The organism is Methylophaga sp. UBA3613, assembly GCF_002375415.1.
Taxonomy (GTDB): domain Bacteria; phylum Pseudomonadota; class Gammaproteobacteria; order Nitrosococcales; family Methylophagaceae; genus Methylophaga.
The window spans coordinates 75,569-90,848 of the sequence record NZ_DFLS01000006.1; the positions used below are offsets into that span (position 1 = coordinate 75,569).

A 15,280-nucleotide genomic window follows, 5' to 3' on the forward strand; every position below is an offset into this window, starting at 1 on the left:
AATTGTCCGCCATATACTAGCGATTACTGCGACGAATGTCAGGAGTAATTTACCGGGAATTTTTCTCTAAATATCGGGACTATTAACCTGGGCTCGATTTATCTTTTATCAGCAACATTAATTGAGGCTTATTACGACATCCTGAAAGAGATAATGCAGTAACTATGCTTTTCTTTCTAACCTAACAACCATCATTATTTACGCTACCATCAGGCATCGTGGTGTTGCAGAATTTAATCCCTCGATCATGAACGCCTTTCATTGATGCTCCGGTTAGGTCTGCGCCACTCATGTCTGAAAAAATCAAATGCGCACCATCAAGTTTGGCGTTTTTCAGATTGGCATCCATCAACTGGGCGTAATCCATTAGGGAATTACGCAGATCTGCCCCTTCAAGCTGTGCCCCCTGCATACGTGAATGAGTAAACCATGCCCCTTTTACATTGGCATTGGTAAGAATAATTCCCTTAAGATTGGCTTCACTCATATCAGCACCTTCCAGATCATGATCTGCAAGTGGTGCTTCACTTAAATTGCAATGGTGACATTGGTTTTGTTCCAGCAGTCTTTTCAAATAAATTTTATCGTATGCATAAGCGGCGCTACTGAATAAACTCAGGACTGTGATAATCACCATTGATTTCATTTTACTTACCTCAATTTCATTGTTATAAGTTTTAATCGGTCCAACGATTTTCAAAAAAATGTTCGTTTAAAGGACGTCGCTGTCTGGCTTTTAGTTCCCGTTCTAACACTTCAGCACTCAACGTATCCAGCGCAGCAGGATAACCAATAGCAATTACCGACCAAAGGTTTACCGTGGTTGGTATGGCTAAAGCCTCTCGTAATTTATCAGCATCAAATCCACCCATCTGATGAGACATCAGACCGAATGCGGTTGATTGTAAACATAAATTAAGACTGGCGGCGCCAGTATCATATCCATTCCAACGGTTTTCGCTGCCGTTGTGAGTGAAATGGGGCAGGGATGCCGTCACGATTAATAACGGTGCATTTACCGCCCATTCCTGATTGCCCGGAGCAAGACAATCCAAGGTTTTTTGCCAGCTTATTTCGTCTTTGAATTTATTACAGATAACGTAACGCCATGGTGCTTCGCCATAGCAGGAGGGCGCCCATAAAGCTGCTTCACAAAGAGCCATGATGACGTCATCACTGACGGCCTGTGTTGCATCATAAGCCTTGCCACTCCATCGCTCGGCAATAATGGAGGCAAGTTTCTGTTCAGTTTCAGCGGGTTTTTGTATCAAGATGAATTGTCCTTGTAATTAACCCGGCAACTGGATGACAGGTTTATCAGCCGGGCGATATAAACCACCAATATGACCGATTACCATGACTAAATCTGCACCGGTTTTTTCCGCAATCTCATCGAGCATTTGCTTACGATCAGCTTTTTCCTGGCCGCTGACTCGGACTTTAATCAGCTCGTGATAGGCCAAAGCATTTTCAATTTCAGCCAGTACGTTTTCAGTAAGACCCGCGTTACCAATCATTACGACTGGCTTTAGCGGGTGAGCCAATCCTTTCAGATATCGGCGTTGTTTATCATTGACTGCCATGTGGAGAGCTACCTGTATTAAAATGCTGTGATTATATCAGGATAGTTTCATGACTAAACACAAGTTCACCGTCACCGCAGCACGGGGCATGTTGCCGTTGCTGGAAACCGAACTCAAACAAATCGGTATCAAACAGTACAAAACAGAGGCAGGTAGCATTCGTTTCACCGGAAGTCTAAAGGAAGCCTATCAGGTCTGTTTATGGTCACGCGTCGCGGTCAGAGTGCTAATGCCAATCGCACACTTTACCGCCGAAACGACTGATCAGCTTTATAACGGGATTAAAGAATTCGCCTGGGAAGAGCATATCGATGCTGAAGACACCACTCTGGCAATTGATTTCAATAGTTTTCGTTCGAAAATTCATCATACCCAATTTGGTGCGCAGAAAGTGAAAGATGCCATCGTAGATCGACTGCGCGAATTATCGGGTAAAAGACCTTCCGTTGATTTGCATCAACCGGATCTGCGGGTGAATGTCTACCTTAAACATAACCAGGCGATTGTCAGTATTGATTTATCCGGCGAAAGTTTACATAAACGCGGCTACCGCGTCAGTCAGACGAATGCTCCAATAAAAGAACATCTGGCGGCAGCCATATTACTTTCTGCTGAGTGGCCAAAGCTTGCCCGTGAAGGTTGGGCATTGCTGGATCCGATGTGTGGTAGTGGTACCTTTTTGATAGAAGCAGCATTGATGGCGGCCGATATTGCGCCGGGTTTACAGCGAGATTATTTTGGTTTTCTCTACTGGAAGCAGCATGATAAAGCTGCCTGGCAGCAATTAAAGGCGGATGCTGAAAGAAGACGCCTCAGTGGACTGGCGCGTTTGCCAATGATAATGGGCGGCGATCAGGATAAATCTGCCGTTGCTGCAGCCCAGGCCAATATAGAAGCCGCCGGACTGAGTGATCGTATTCAGGTTATCCATCGTGATCTGCAGAACTGGGCAACGGTAGCTCAAACCTTACCTGATGTTGGGCTAGTGGTTTCAAACCCACCATACGGGCAACGTATTGGGGATGCTACTTCGTTACATAATGTTTACGAAGAGCTTGGTGATTTAGTAAATCACTATCTACCGGCATGGCGAACTACTATTATTACTGACAACGCCCAGCTGGGTAAATTGACCGGTCTCACTCTATTTGACAGTAAGCCTTTTGACAATGGCCCGATTGCCTGTGAAGGCTTGTCATATCGTGCTCCCAAACCATTACGCCGCGATGCCAAACCGGTGCAGCAGGAAATGGCGGCATCACCCTCACCGTGGGATAAAACGCCGAAAACCCAAGCAAAGCCTGCTGTTAATTCATCGGTGGTGGAAAATGTTTCTCCACAAGCGGAGATGTTCGCTAATCGATTGAAAAAGAATGTTCGGCATTTAGCCAAATGGGCACGCAAAAACCAGCTGGATTGTTACCGGGTTTATGATGCTGATTTACCAGATTATGCTGTGGCTATTGATGTCTATGGAGACTACGTACATGTGCAGGAATATGCACCGCCAGCGGATATCGATCCGTTAAAAGCCAGTGAACGTCTCGATGAAGTCATGCAAATCATTCCGGCTGTGTTGGGTGTAAAGGACGATAAAGTTGCGCTGAAGTTACGCCAGAAACAACGTGGGTCAAACCAGTATGAGTCGCAGGCGGCTTTACGCCAGCGTTTTGAAGTACGGGAAAATGATTTGCGATTCTGGATTAATCTGACGGATTATCTGGATACCGGATTATTTCTGGATCACCGAATCACCCGACAAATGCTGGCTGAAAACAGCAGAGGCAAAGCATTTCTGAATCTGTTTGCCTATACCGGCAGTGCGACGGTTTATGCTGCTGCAGGTGGAGCTAAATCCACTACCACCGTAGATATGTCAAATACTTACCTTGGCTGGGCCAGGGATAATATGCAATTGAATAACTTTGTTGGTGAGCAGCATCAATTTATTCGTGCTGATGTATTGGCCTGGTTAAATGAACCCGCAACACAGGATCTACGCTTTGATTTGATTTTTGTTGATCCTCCTACCTTTTCCAACTCCAACAAAATGGAAGGGGTATTTGATATTCAGCGTGACTATAGCGATATGCTGCACAAAGTTGCTGGCTTATTAAATCCGGGGGGCGAAATTTTCTTCTCCACCAACCGGCGTGATTTCAAACTGGATACCTCAGCGTTGAAAGGATTGGAGATAAAAGACATTAGCAAGGCAACCTTACCAGCTGATTTTGAAAGAAATTCAAAAATCCATTATTGCTGGCGCATACAAAAATCAGCTTGAACTGTCGAGGGTGGCTTTAATTTCCTGCCATAGTGCTTCGTAGGCTTTATTCACAGTCGAATTGGCAGCAAAAGCAGCTAAAGGTGCTCTGACATCTCCCATTTTTTCGACTACGGCGGCGTAGGGAATGGCTGTTTGCAAACCATGTTTCAGCATCTTGGGTGGATGTGCCAGCATGACGCGATGCAGACTGCGACGGCGATCTGCCATGGTGAAAAAAGGATGCAGACGTTTGGGCTTAAGATTATTTTCTTTAAAAAAGTCACGTGTCTGTTCAAATGTTCGCATCGACAAATGACTGGGAATAATCGGTACATAGATCACATCAGCCGCAGCGAACATCTGCTCAGTCAGTTCGGAAAAACTCGGCGGACAATCCAGCACGATTAGCGAGTAGCTTTCGCCAAACGGGGCTAACAGTTTGGCGAGTTGATTTTTTTTATCTCCGGCTTTAGCCAGATCCAAATCCATTTGCCGGAATGAAAAATCTGCAGGAATAATATCCAGCGATGGAAAATCGGTACTTTTGACTAATTCACCGATGGGTGTTTTGCCAGATAACAGTTTTTTGGCTTCCGCTTTGGACTTGCTTTTGCGTTGTAACAACCAGCTGGCAGCACCCTGAGGATCCAAATCCCACAACAGAGTAGGAATACCCTCATTAGCAGCCTGCCAGGCGATATTAACGGCAGACGTGGTTTTACCGACGCCGCCTTTCAGATTAAAGAATGCGATGATTTGCATGATTAATTGACTTTCGCTAATTCTTCCAAAAGGGTGTTCTGCGCACTGATCATTTCATCTCCTTCGTTACGGGCTGCACGTTGGTAACGACCATCAGCGGATAGGATCCATGCCTGTGTATTATCAGCAAGATACAAATTCAAATCGGCAATTATGCGTTTTTGCAGCCGTTTGGATTCAATCGGGAAACAAGTTTCCACTCGACGCAACAGGTTACGTTTCATCAAATCGGCACTACCAGCCCAGATTTCAACCTGTCCATCGTTTTCGAAATAAAATACCCGGGTATGCTCGAGAAACCGTCCAATGATGCCACGCACCTGGATATTGTCCGAGACGCCTGGAACCCCGGGTTTTAAGGTACAAATGCCGCGAACAATCAAATCAACTTTAACGCCGGCAATAGAAGCACGATAGAAGGCATTAATCATTTCCGGCTCGACCAACGCATTGACCTTGACGATAATGCGAGCATTTTTGCCTGCTTCGGCATGCGCAATTTCGCGATCAATTTTATCCAGTAAACCTTGATGCAGATTGAAAGGCGCATGCATCAATTTATGCATTTTGGGAATTTTGCCAAGACTGGTCAGCTGAATAAACAGGTTATTAACGTCTTCACCAATCTGCTTGTCTGAGGTCAATAACCCATAATCGGTATAGATACGAGAAGTACTACGATGGTAGTTTCCGGTGCCCAGATGCACATAACGACGCAATTTATTATTTTCACGACGCAGGATGAGTAACATTTTGGCATGAGTTTTATAACCAACAATACCATAGACGACATGGGCACCCGCCTGCTGTAACTTGGATGCCAACGCAACGTTAGCCTCTTCATCAAAACGCGCCCGCAGCTCAATCACCACGGTGACTTCTTTGCCGCCATGTGCAGCGGCGACCAACGCATCCACAATCGGTGAAACAGCACCTGTACGATATAAGGTTTGTTTGATAGCCAGCACGCTGGAATCGGAAGCAGCCTGTTTTATCAAATCAATAACGGGGGTAAACGATTGATAGGGATGATGTAAAAGCACATCCTTCTGTTTTAACAGCCCAAAAATTTCCACCTCTGATGTCAGACCATTGGGTCTTCCCTGAGTAAAGGGTTTGAATTTTAAATCCGAACGCTCAACCATGGAATGCAAAGCCTGTAAACGGCTTAAATTGACCGGGCCATTGACCAGATAAACGTTATCCTGGTGCATCGCACACTGATCACGCAGGAAATTAACCATTTCTTCAGGGCAGTTATGGGCAATCTCAAGTCGAACTTCGTCACCGTAATTACGATGTGTCAATTCATCCGCTATGGTTGCCAGCAAATCACTGGTTTCTTCAGTATCAATGGCCAAATCACTGTTTCGGGTAACACGAAATTGATAACAGCCCTTGATCTTCATCCCAAAAAACAGATCATCGGCAAACGCATGAATAATCGATGATAAAAATACAAAGTGATATTGCCCAGGTTCACATAATTCCGGAGGTAGCTGAATCACCCGTGGTAGCGCTCTGGGGGCCTGTAAAATGGCAAAACCAATATTGCGACCAAAAGCATCTTTGCCATCCATCGATACAATAAAATTTAAACTTTTATTGAGTAATCGGGGAAATGGATGGGAGGAGTCGAGCCCAATAGGACTAAGGATAGGCTGAATTTCATCGCGAAAATACTGTTCCAGCCAGGCACTGTGTTCACTTGTCCACATTGGTCTTGGCAAGACCTTAATGCCTTCCTGCTCCAATAATGGTAATAACTCATCATTAAGTACCGAATATTGCTCGTCAACCAATTCATGGGCACGTATGCTGATCAACCTTAATGCTTCCTGAGCGCTGATTTGATCAGCTTCCAGGTAGGGATCCCCAATTTCGATTTGTTGGATCAGACCGGCAACGCGTACTTCAAAAAATTCATCCAGATTGGTACTGGAAATACACAGATAATTTAGTCTTTCCAGCAATGGCACAGTGGGGTCAAGGGCCTGTTGTAATACGCGCCAATTGAACTCCAGCAGACTCAACTCACGATTCAGGTAAAGGTCGGAGCTGTTCAGATCAATTTGTGTTTCCATGTTTTCCATTTTGATGGCTTGTTTGAAGGTTAATTAACGATAAGCTTGTTTAGTGTTTCTGTAACCCGACACCCCCAAGCAAACTAGAGGGATTTGATGACAATCTGATGACAGCCTACCAACGATATTTGTCATAGTTTTCCGGATTTGCCCAGAAACGACTGTTCAGCCAGTCACGTTTGGGCTGGTAATTTTCAATAGCATAACTGAACACCTGTAATCCATCACTGGTTCCGGCAATATGATGCAGGCCCATGGCCAGATAATCGCGAAATTGCCATCCCTGTTTTTGCGCCAGCGCAGGATTGGTAATCAGAATAATATGCGGTGCATGTAAATTGCGTAAATAGCCCAGCCATTGTTGCCCGGCCTGTAACGGTAAAGTTTCCGTCAAGTCGCTGATGACCGCCAGATCGACACTGTGAATTTGCTTCAGTTGTGCTTGTTCAAATGGTGTCGCCAGCGTCTCTGATCTGGTATCTTGACAGTCGTTCAGGCATAGCTTGGCCGACTCTCCCGCAACCAATACAGATTGCGGATCAAATTGCTGTATCAGCGTACTGAGCAGCGAAGACAATAAGACTGATTGATTCATGACTGACCAGCATAAAACATCTACCGAGTTCTGGAAACACAAACGTCTTGGACAGATGACACATACCGAATGGGAAAGCCTTTGCGATGGCTGTGGGCGCTGCTGTCTGCATAAGCTTGAAGATGATGCCGATGACCGGATGTATTACACACGTGTGGCGTGTGAATTACTGGATATTTCAACGTGTCGCTGTAAGGATTATGCTAATCGGCAAAAGACTGTGCCAGATTGTATTCAACTTAGCGTCGAGCAGGCACACTTTTTTGACTGGTTGCCCGATACCTGCGCCTACCGTTTACTTGCTGAAGGCGAAACGTTACCAGAATGGCATCCATTGATTACCGGTGATCCGCAAAGTGTGATTGATGCAGGAGTTTCTGTTCGCAATGTGGCTATTAGCGAATCAGAAGATATAGATCTAACCGAAGAGGTTATTGCGTTGCAGCCACCTGTTTACCCGCATGACACCTGAAGAAAGTCGCGAATTTACTGCCCGTCTGGAACAAGCTGCATTGACGCTGCTTGAGATGGAAATTTACCGAAAACCAGATGATTTGGCTCGTCGTTTTGGACTGCCATTGCCAGTGGTGCGTTACTGGTGGCGACACACTGATGAAAAAACACGTCCAGTCGACCAAAACAGCCTGTCACCCCGGGAAGTAAAAGTCATTCGTAAAGCCACCCAAACCCTGGAAGGATGGGAAAAGATCAAACGTTATCGTCCACCATGTGGTGCACGATTACCAGGCGGTAAGAAGTGCAAACGATCAGTGGCGATCCGTCAGCCTGAAGCATGGTCGCTGGGCGCTTTAGCTGATCGTTGTCGTTTACATGGCGGTAATGCCCGGCGCATTATCCGAGCTAAAAAACAGGACGATACAGAATGAGGGATTTATGCTTGAGACAACGGAAATTCTGAAGCTGCTTCTGACGTTATGTAACGAGCAAAAAAGCGGCACGTTATTTTTAACGACTGCCGATAACAAAGCCTGCCATATTATTTTCGAACAGGGTCAAATTGAAGCGATGGCATTTGGTTCAGTAAAAGGTATTGAGGTTGCCAGATTACTGCCAAGACTACTCATTGAACGAACCAGTTTTAACAGTACGCTGAAAATGCCATTAAGTGGACGTGCCAGCATTGAAGATCAAGCAGATATTTTCGCCGCGCTGGGATTACGACGCCAGGCGAGATCTGAAAATGTTGACTCTTCCAGTCACTCTAAAACTCCACGTATGTATCGTGGTCATCTGGTTGTTGAAAAAGGGCAGACAGACTCAACATCAGATAGGGTTAAGAGTCCCTCCCAACCGGTTGACAAACAACCTTCTGCAAAGCCTAAAAGTAAACGGATTTATCGTGGCCAAATCATAGAAGATTGAAACAATCGGCTGAATTTGTCACATTGATGCGACAAAATCGTTAACATATCGTCCAGTTTCATACTCCGGAATTCATCATGAGCAGCATGTCTCCCCAAAACCTCAATCGTGGTTTACTTGATTTTATTGATGCCTCACCCACACCGTTTCATGCGGTAGCCAATATGAAAGCGGCTTTGGAGGCTGCTGGATACAAACAGCTCAATGAAAAAGAAAGTTGGGGAACATTATCGACCGGTGGATATTATGTAACCCGCAATGACTCCTCCATAATTGCGTTTAACCTGCCCGATATCAATCTGGCAGAAGCCGGTTTTCAAATGGTGGGAGCGCATACCGATAGTCCCTGTTTAAAAGTCAAACCACAACCGGGCACGGTAAAAAATTCATTCTGGCAGCTGGGTGTTGAAGTATATGGTGGAGCCCTGTTAAACCCCTGGTTTGATCGGGATTTATCGATGGCCGGACGCGTAAGCTTTGTTGATGCCGATGGTCAATTAAGCCATGCGTTGGTTAATTTCAAAAAGCCTGTGGCAACTATTCCCAGTCTGGCCATCCACCTGGATAGGGACGTCAATCAGAATCGCAGTATTAATCCGCAGCTGCATCTGCCACCGATAGTGCTGCAGACCGAAGAGGGCGATAAACCGGATTTCCGTGCCTTACTCGAGCAACAGCTCAGATCCGAGCAGGGTGAACTGAATGTGGGTAAAGTGCTGGATTACGAAATCTGTTTTTACGATACGCAACCATCGGCACTGGTTGGTATCAATGAAGACTTTATCAGTGCGGCGCGACTGGACAATCTGCTGAGCTGTTATATTGGTCTGCAGGCGTTATTGGCTGGATCGAAAAATAAGGCCAATTTACTGGTATGCACAGATCATGAAGAGGTCGGCAGTGTGTCGACCAGTGGCGCACAAGGAACCTTTTTGCCCGCCGTTCTGCAGCGTCTGGCCCAGGATAATGAAAGCTATCAACGAATTATCCAGCACTCCTTATTAATTTCTGCTGATAATGCGCATGGCATTCACCCCAACTATGCTGATCGGCATGATGAACAACATGGCCCCATCCTGAATAAAGGACCGGTGATTAAAAGTAATGCCAATCAACGTTATGCTACTAACAGTCAAAGCAGTGCACGTTTCCGGCAGCTTTGTGAACTGGCTGATGTGCCGGTGCAGGATTTTGTGGTGCGAACGGATATGGGCTGTGGCAGTACAATCGGGCCGTTAACTGCCAGTAACCTTGGCGTTCACACATTGGATATCGGTGTACCAACTTTTGCCATGCATTCGATTCGAGAGCTTGCCGGCAGCCAGGACACTTCGCATTTATACACTGCGCTTAAACAGTTTTTTAATTAAATCAAAGGAATATAAACACTATGTCAGAAACAGTTGATGAGTTAACGGTGACCTATCAGGAAGGCGATGTGACCACCGTCAAGGAACTCGATAAGGTTGTTCTTACCAAAGGTGCCTGGGCAACAGTGATGTTCCGTTATCAGGATCTGGATCGCAAAACCGGCGAGTTTGGTCCTGATAAATATACGATCCGTCGCTATCAAAAACGTAATGGTGAGTATGGCCAACGTTCAAAATTCAATATCTCCAGCCGCGATCAGGCGCAACAGATCATTGAAGCATTAACCCGCTGGACTAAAGACTGAATAGAATTAACTGACGATGAATAAGAGTTTATTAACCAATCTCTGCGCGGCCGCAGTGATTGGCGTAGGTTTATTGTTGGACACTCCCTGGCGTGAACCGGTTTTATCAATGGGAATGTTTGCCTTGGCCGGAGGGATAACGAACTGGCTGGCCATTCATATGCTGTTTGAGAAAGTACCTGGATTGTATGGATCCGGTGTCATTACAGCACGCTTCAGTGAGTTTCGCACAGCGATTGAAAAACTGGTAATGGAACAGTTTTTTAATCAGCAAAGTCTGGATCGCTTTGTCAGCGAGATGCTCGATGATAAGCGCGATCATCAACTCGATTTTTCCGAAATCATCGATCAAACTGACCTGAATCCGGTGTTTGATAATCTGGTGGCAACCATTATGGAGTCATCATTTGGCAGCATGTTATCAATGGTCGGCGGAGCCAAGGCGCTTAATCCATTGAAAGAACCTTTTGTTCGTAAAATGCAGCATTCGTTGAATGACATTGCCCATAGCGAACACTTTCAGCAGCACCTGCGGGAAAAGCTTAGCAGTGGGCCGGTCAGCGATGATTTATATCGGCAGATTTACGCTATCGTTCACAGTCGACTGGAAGAACTGACACCATTAATGGTCAAGCAGATGATTCAGGACCTGATTCGTCAGCATTTGGGCTGGCTGGTCGTCTGGGGCGGGGTATTTGGTGGCTTGATAGGACTGCTGACCAGCTTTTTACCGTTGTGAACCCGTGGATCGAGAATAGTTGTCGCTTATGCGCCGCGCCCGTAGCCTTTTATCATCATTGGCGTGGTCGCGATTACTGGCAGTGTGATGAATGTCATGCGTTGCAGATGGGCAAACAGCATCTGCCAGATCGGGAAAGCGAAACAGCGTTATATCTGACCCATGAAAATGATGTTGATGATCCACGATATCAGCAGTTTGTCTCACCAATTACCGAGGCTATTCTAAGCCAGATTACCTCTGACAAAATCGGTCTGGATTTTGGGGCGGGGCCTGGACCTGTTATCAGTAAAATCATTACTGAAAAAGGCTATCAGACAAAGTTGTATGATCCGGTTTTTTATCCGGATAACAGCGTGTTAATACAGCAATATGATTTTATTATCTGTTGCGAAGTTATTGAACATTTTCATCAGCCAGCAATTGAATTTGCCCGCCTCAAATCATTGCTTAAGGCGGATGGGAAACTGTTTTGTATGACCCAGCTGTTTGATGAGGGTATTGATTTTGCCAAGTGGCACTACAAAAACGATATTACTCATGTGTTTTTCTATCATCGCGATAGCCTGAAGTTCATTCAGCAACAATTTTCTTTCAGTACAGTTGAAATCAACCAGCGTTTGATAACGTTTACGAACTGAATTGTTCGCGAATTGCGATAAGATGCTCAGCGGGTAATTCGATTACCACGCTGACCATATCGGTAAATTGCTGATCGATAATTCGTCCTTTGATCTGTTTAAGCTGATATTCCAGCATTTGTAACTGGCTATAATCAATCTTTAAGCTGAGTTGTGCCATTTCTACCCAGGGAAGCTTGCCGGCCGCATCGATGGCTTGTTTAGCGGCATTTCCATAAGCTCGGGTCAGACCTCCAGTGCCTAATTTAACCCCGCCAAAATAACGAATGACCGCTACCACCGTATTAATCAGATCTTCACCCTGTAACGGTGACAGAATGGGCCGACCTGCAGTGCCGGATGGTTCGCCGGCATCAAAAAAACGTTCGGTGATAAACCCTTCCGCGGCGCGGATCCGCCAGGCAAAGGCCAGATGATTGGCAGAGGCATGCTGTGCAGCCAATTGTCGAAGCTGTTTTAAAGCAGATTGTTCACTGTCACAGTGCATAGCTACGCCAATAAACCGCGATTTTTTGATTTCCGATTCGCTGATTGAAGGAGTGCGAAGTATAAAAAACTGGCTGGACATCTTATTTACTATAGGAAAATACAGCCTGACAATTTACCATATCAGCATATTTTGCTCGCCTGTCAGGTAGGGCAATGTCTAAATTCATCGCAATTAATCAGGTAGCACAGTTTGTCAGAATTAAGTTTTGCAGTTGGCCAACGTTGGGTCAGTAACAGCGAGGCCGAGTTAGGTCTGGGTATCATCATTGAAGTCACTGGAAGACGAATTGAAATTTCCTTTCCGGCTGCCGAAGAGCAGCGCAGTTACGCCGCTAATAATGCACCATTGAGCCGGGTGGATTATCCGCTGGGTGAAAAGGTAAAAACCCGTAAGGGACAGATTTTTACCATCAGTGAAAAACATCCATTAAATGGCTGTGTGATTTATCAGGGGGAAACCGCTGAGGGTGAAGCTGTCAGTATTCATGAGATGGATCTGGATAGCTTTGTACAGTTTAGTCAGGCCTCAGACCGTTTATTTGCTGGTCAGATAGATAAAAACCGCCAGTTCCAATTACGACTCCGAACCCATCAATATTTTCATCGTTTACATCAGTCACCGGTATTTGGACTATTGGGCGCTCGGGTCCAATGTCTGCCGCATCAGTTTTATATTGCCTCACAAATGGCCAACCGTATTTCTGCCAGAGTTTTACTGGCCGATGAAGTCGGCTTGGGGAAAACCATTGAAGCTGGCTTGATTATGCATCAGCAAATCATGCAGGGTCGGGCCAGTAGTGTACTGGTGATTGTACCTTCAGCATTGGTGCATCAGTGGTTAGTTGAAATGCTAAGACGTTTTAATCTGGCTTTTACGGTGATTGATGCCGAACGCTATGAAGCGTTGGTTGAATTAGACGAGGGCAATGCCTTTGATAGCGCTCAATTAGTATTAACTGATTTACAGACGCTGGAAAATCATCCTGAAATGCAAACAGATGTATTGCAGGCAAGCTGGGATATGTTGGTAGTGGACGAGGCGCATCATCTACAGTGGCATGAAGATCAGAGCAGTGAAGGTTATCAACTGGTTGAAAAACTGGCAGAGCAGATTGCTTCAGTCTTATTGTTAACTGCTACACCTGAACAGCTGGGTATGGACAGTCACTTTGCCCGTTTGAAGTTACTGGATCCCGATCGCTATTATGACTTAGCGCAATTTCGTGAAGAACAACAGCACTATCAACAAATCAGTCTGTTACTCGAGCAATTGATGGCGGTTGAATCAGCCAGTGATTTCGATAAAAACAAGCGTTTAAAAGCGCAATTAAAACCTTATCTGGATGATGAGTTGTTATCTGCGTTGGCTGACAGTGATGAATTTGAAGCAGCACGTGAACAGGCTAAACAGCAGTTTCTAGACCAATTCGGCACCGGGCGGATTTTATTCCGTAATACCCGCGATACCGTTAAAGGGTTTCCTGAGCGGCAGTTGACAACTTATCCGCTGGATTTTCCAGAGCAGTTTTTGCCCGAAACCAACAGCGAACTTACTCAATTGGTACAACCAGAAACACTTTTAGGTGAAGACTGGCTGGAGCTGGATCCGCGGGTTGAATGGTTGGTGAGCTGGCTGAAACAGCACCGTGGAGAAAAAACCTTATTAATTACCGCCAATGCTGAAACGGCAAAAGAGCTGGAATTACATCTGCGTCTACAACATGGTGTGCGTAGCGCCGTATTTCATGAACAGATGACATTAATTACCCGCGATCGTGCTGCGGCTTTTTTTGCTGATGATGAAGAGGGCGCACAAATTCTGATCTGCTCGGAAATTGGCAGTGAAGGCCGTAACTTCCAGTTCTGTTCATATCTGGTGTTATTTGATTTACCGCTCAATCCCGATTTGCTGGAACAACGCATTGGTCGACTGGATCGTATCGGCCAGCGTAATACCGTCAACATCGTGCTGCCGTTTTATCAGGATACTGCTCAGCAATTGTTGCTGGACTGGTATCAGCAGGGTTTAAATGCGTTTGAATCTGTTTGTAAAACCGGTGCCGCATTACGTGAACAATTTGCTGATCAGCTGGAACAATGTCTAAGACATCCCGAAGACAAAAAAGCTTTTGCCAAATTGCTTAAAGAAACCCAAAAGGCAGAGCAGCAATTACGCGAAAGTCTCAGTCAGGGACGGGACCGACTGCTCACATTGAATTCCTATGATGAAGCCGCTGCAAAAGAAATCCTGATGCAGGTAGACGATGCCAGCAGCCCATTGGAACTGGCTGCTTTTATGGATGATTTCTTTGATGCTTACGGTGTGGAGCAACAGGCACACAGTGCTGACAGTATTATATTGCAGCGTGGTGATGAGTTACGAAGTGATGAAATTGACCTGCCAGAAGACGGTTTAACGGCCACTTATCAGCGGGCCAGGGCTTTATCCCGCGAGGATATGGCGTTTTTGAGTTGGGAACATCCATTGGTGTTATCGGCAATGGATGCGGTGATCAGTTCTGATCTGGGTAATACCGCATTCTGTCAGTTAAAAAGTAATCTGGTGCCCGCCGGAAGTTTGTTACTGGAAGTCGCCTTTGTAATGCATTGTCCTGCACCGAAGCAGTTTAATATTACGCGGTATATTCCTGAATCTTACCTGCGAATTGTTATCGACGAGAATGGCCGTTGTTTTGAAGAACAGTTGCCCGAGCAGGAAATGAATCAGCAAGCTGGCCGCATTCCCAAACATACTGCTCAGCAGATGGTGCAGGTCGCCAGATCCCGAATCGATAATTTAATTGACGCTAGTAAAAAAATGGCAGACAAACATCAAAAACAGTTAATTGAACAAGCTATCAGTAAAATGACCGAGCTGACGGACCATGAATTGAACCGTCTGCAGCATCTTGCAGAACAAAACACCCATATTAAGCCAGCAGAAATTGAAGCACTGCAGTTGGAACAACAACAGTTGCAGCAGTATTTGCACCAGGCTGAACTCAAATTGGATGCGTTACGCTTAATCATCGTGACAGAAGCGGAGTGATCTGCCAAAGTCAC

Annotated in this window: 16 protein-coding genes; 9 read left to right on the forward strand and 7 right to left on the reverse strand. The window is 45.6% G+C overall.

The genetic code is table 11. From position 1 onward, the window contains the following. Positions 1-181 precede the first annotated feature (181 nt). Genes B3S93_RS06615 through yhbY form a run of 3 tightly spaced genes read right to left on the reverse strand, consistent with a single transcriptional unit; the run spans position 182 to position 1,583 of the window. Positions 182-646, reverse strand: a complete 465-nt coding sequence (locus B3S93_RS06615; RefSeq protein WP_292398846.1) for a pentapeptide repeat-containing protein — start codon at positions 644-646, stop codon at positions 182-184. Positions 647-677: 31 nt separating this feature from the next. Further along, positions 678-1,271, reverse strand: a complete 594-nt coding sequence (locus B3S93_RS06620) for a nitroreductase family protein (protein ID WP_292398849.1) — start codon at positions 1,269-1,271, stop codon at positions 678-680. A gap of 18 nt (positions 1,272-1,289) precedes the next feature. Then, positions 1,290-1,583: a ribosome assembly RNA-binding protein YhbY gene (gene yhbY, locus B3S93_RS06625; protein ID WP_292398851.1), complete on the reverse strand. Its 294-nt coding sequence runs from the start codon at positions 1,581-1,583 to the stop codon at positions 1,290-1,292. 49 nt (positions 1,584-1,632) lie between these two features. Between yhbY and rlmKL the strand changes: the two genes are divergently transcribed. Then, positions 1,633-3,867 carry a bifunctional 23S rRNA (guanine(2069)-N(7))-methyltransferase RlmK/23S rRNA (guanine(2445)-N(2))-methyltransferase RlmL gene (gene rlmKL, locus B3S93_RS06630; RefSeq protein WP_292398854.1) on the forward strand — a complete coding sequence of 745 codons (2,235 nt, stop codon included), beginning with the start codon at positions 1,633-1,635 and terminating at the stop codon, positions 3,865-3,867. On the opposite strand, the gene B3S93_RS06635 is transcribed toward rlmKL, so the two are convergent. From B3S93_RS06635 to B3S93_RS06645, 3 genes are all read right to left on the reverse strand, one after another. Further along, entirely contained in the window at positions 3,859-4,611 is a 753-nt protein-coding gene (locus B3S93_RS06635; RefSeq protein ID WP_292398857.1) for a ParA family protein, read from the reverse strand. The two genes, rlmKL and B3S93_RS06635, sit on opposite strands and share 9 nt — an antisense overlap. Before the next feature lie 2 nt (positions 4,612-4,613). Then, complete coding sequence (ppk1, locus tag B3S93_RS06640; RefSeq protein ID WP_292398860.1) at positions 4,614-6,695, reverse strand: polyphosphate kinase 1; 2,082 nt, start codon at positions 6,693-6,695, stop codon at positions 4,614-4,616. 115 nt (positions 6,696-6,810) lie between these two features. Then, positions 6,811-7,290 (reverse strand): DUF6231 family protein, encoded by a 480-nt coding sequence (locus B3S93_RS06645; RefSeq protein WP_292398863.1) that lies wholly within the window; start codon positions 7,288-7,290, stop codon positions 6,811-6,813. Between B3S93_RS06645 and B3S93_RS06650 the strand changes: the two genes are divergently transcribed. From B3S93_RS06650 to B3S93_RS06680, 7 genes are all read left to right on the forward strand, one after another. After that, the gene (locus B3S93_RS06650) at positions 7,289-7,762 is read left to right on the forward strand and encodes a YcgN family cysteine cluster protein (RefSeq protein ID WP_292398865.1); all 474 of its coding nucleotides are present in this window, start codon (positions 7,289-7,291) and stop codon (positions 7,760-7,762) included. The two genes, B3S93_RS06645 and B3S93_RS06650, sit on opposite strands and share 2 nt — an antisense overlap. After that, positions 7,752-8,177, forward strand: a complete 426-nt coding sequence (locus B3S93_RS06655; RefSeq protein WP_292356824.1) for a hypothetical protein — start codon at positions 7,752-7,754, stop codon at positions 8,175-8,177. The genes B3S93_RS06650 and B3S93_RS06655 overlap by 11 nt, the downstream gene beginning before the upstream one ends. A gap of 7 nt (positions 8,178-8,184) precedes the next feature. Beyond that, on the forward strand, positions 8,185-8,673 hold the full coding sequence (locus tag B3S93_RS06660; RefSeq protein WP_292398869.1) for a hypothetical protein: 489 nt from the start codon (positions 8,185-8,187) through the stop codon (positions 8,671-8,673). A gap of 86 nt (positions 8,674-8,759) precedes the next feature. Next, complete coding sequence (locus tag B3S93_RS06665) at positions 8,760-10,043, forward strand: M18 family aminopeptidase (protein WP_422655733.1); 1,284 nt, start codon at positions 8,760-8,762, stop codon at positions 10,041-10,043. A 20-nt stretch (positions 10,044-10,063) separates the two neighbouring features. Further along, positions 10,064-10,348, forward strand: a complete 285-nt coding sequence (locus B3S93_RS06670; protein WP_014707111.1) for a hypothetical protein — start codon at positions 10,064-10,066, stop codon at positions 10,346-10,348. A 16-nt stretch (positions 10,349-10,364) separates the two neighbouring features. Beyond that, positions 10,365-11,087, forward strand: a complete 723-nt coding sequence (locus tag B3S93_RS06675) for a hypothetical protein (RefSeq protein ID WP_014707112.1) — start codon at positions 10,365-10,367, stop codon at positions 11,085-11,087. Further along, on the forward strand, positions 11,084-11,728 hold the full coding sequence (locus tag B3S93_RS06680; RefSeq protein ID WP_292398875.1) for a class I SAM-dependent methyltransferase: 645 nt from the start codon (positions 11,084-11,086) through the stop codon (positions 11,726-11,728). The genes B3S93_RS06675 and B3S93_RS06680 overlap by 4 nt, the downstream gene beginning before the upstream one ends. Here B3S93_RS06680 and B3S93_RS06685 read toward each other — a convergent pair. Beyond that, a complete protein-coding gene (locus tag B3S93_RS06685) occupies positions 11,718-12,296 on the reverse strand; it encodes a YigZ family protein (protein ID WP_292398878.1) in 579 nt (192 codons plus the stop codon). The genes B3S93_RS06680 and B3S93_RS06685 overlap by 11 nt on opposite strands. Positions 12,297-12,407: 111 nt before the next feature. Between B3S93_RS06685 and rapA the strand changes: the two genes are divergently transcribed. Next, complete coding sequence (rapA, locus tag B3S93_RS06690; RefSeq protein ID WP_292398881.1) at positions 12,408-15,266, forward strand: RNA polymerase-associated protein RapA; 2,859 nt, start codon at positions 12,408-12,410, stop codon at positions 15,264-15,266. Positions 15,267-15,280 lie beyond the last annotated feature (14 nt).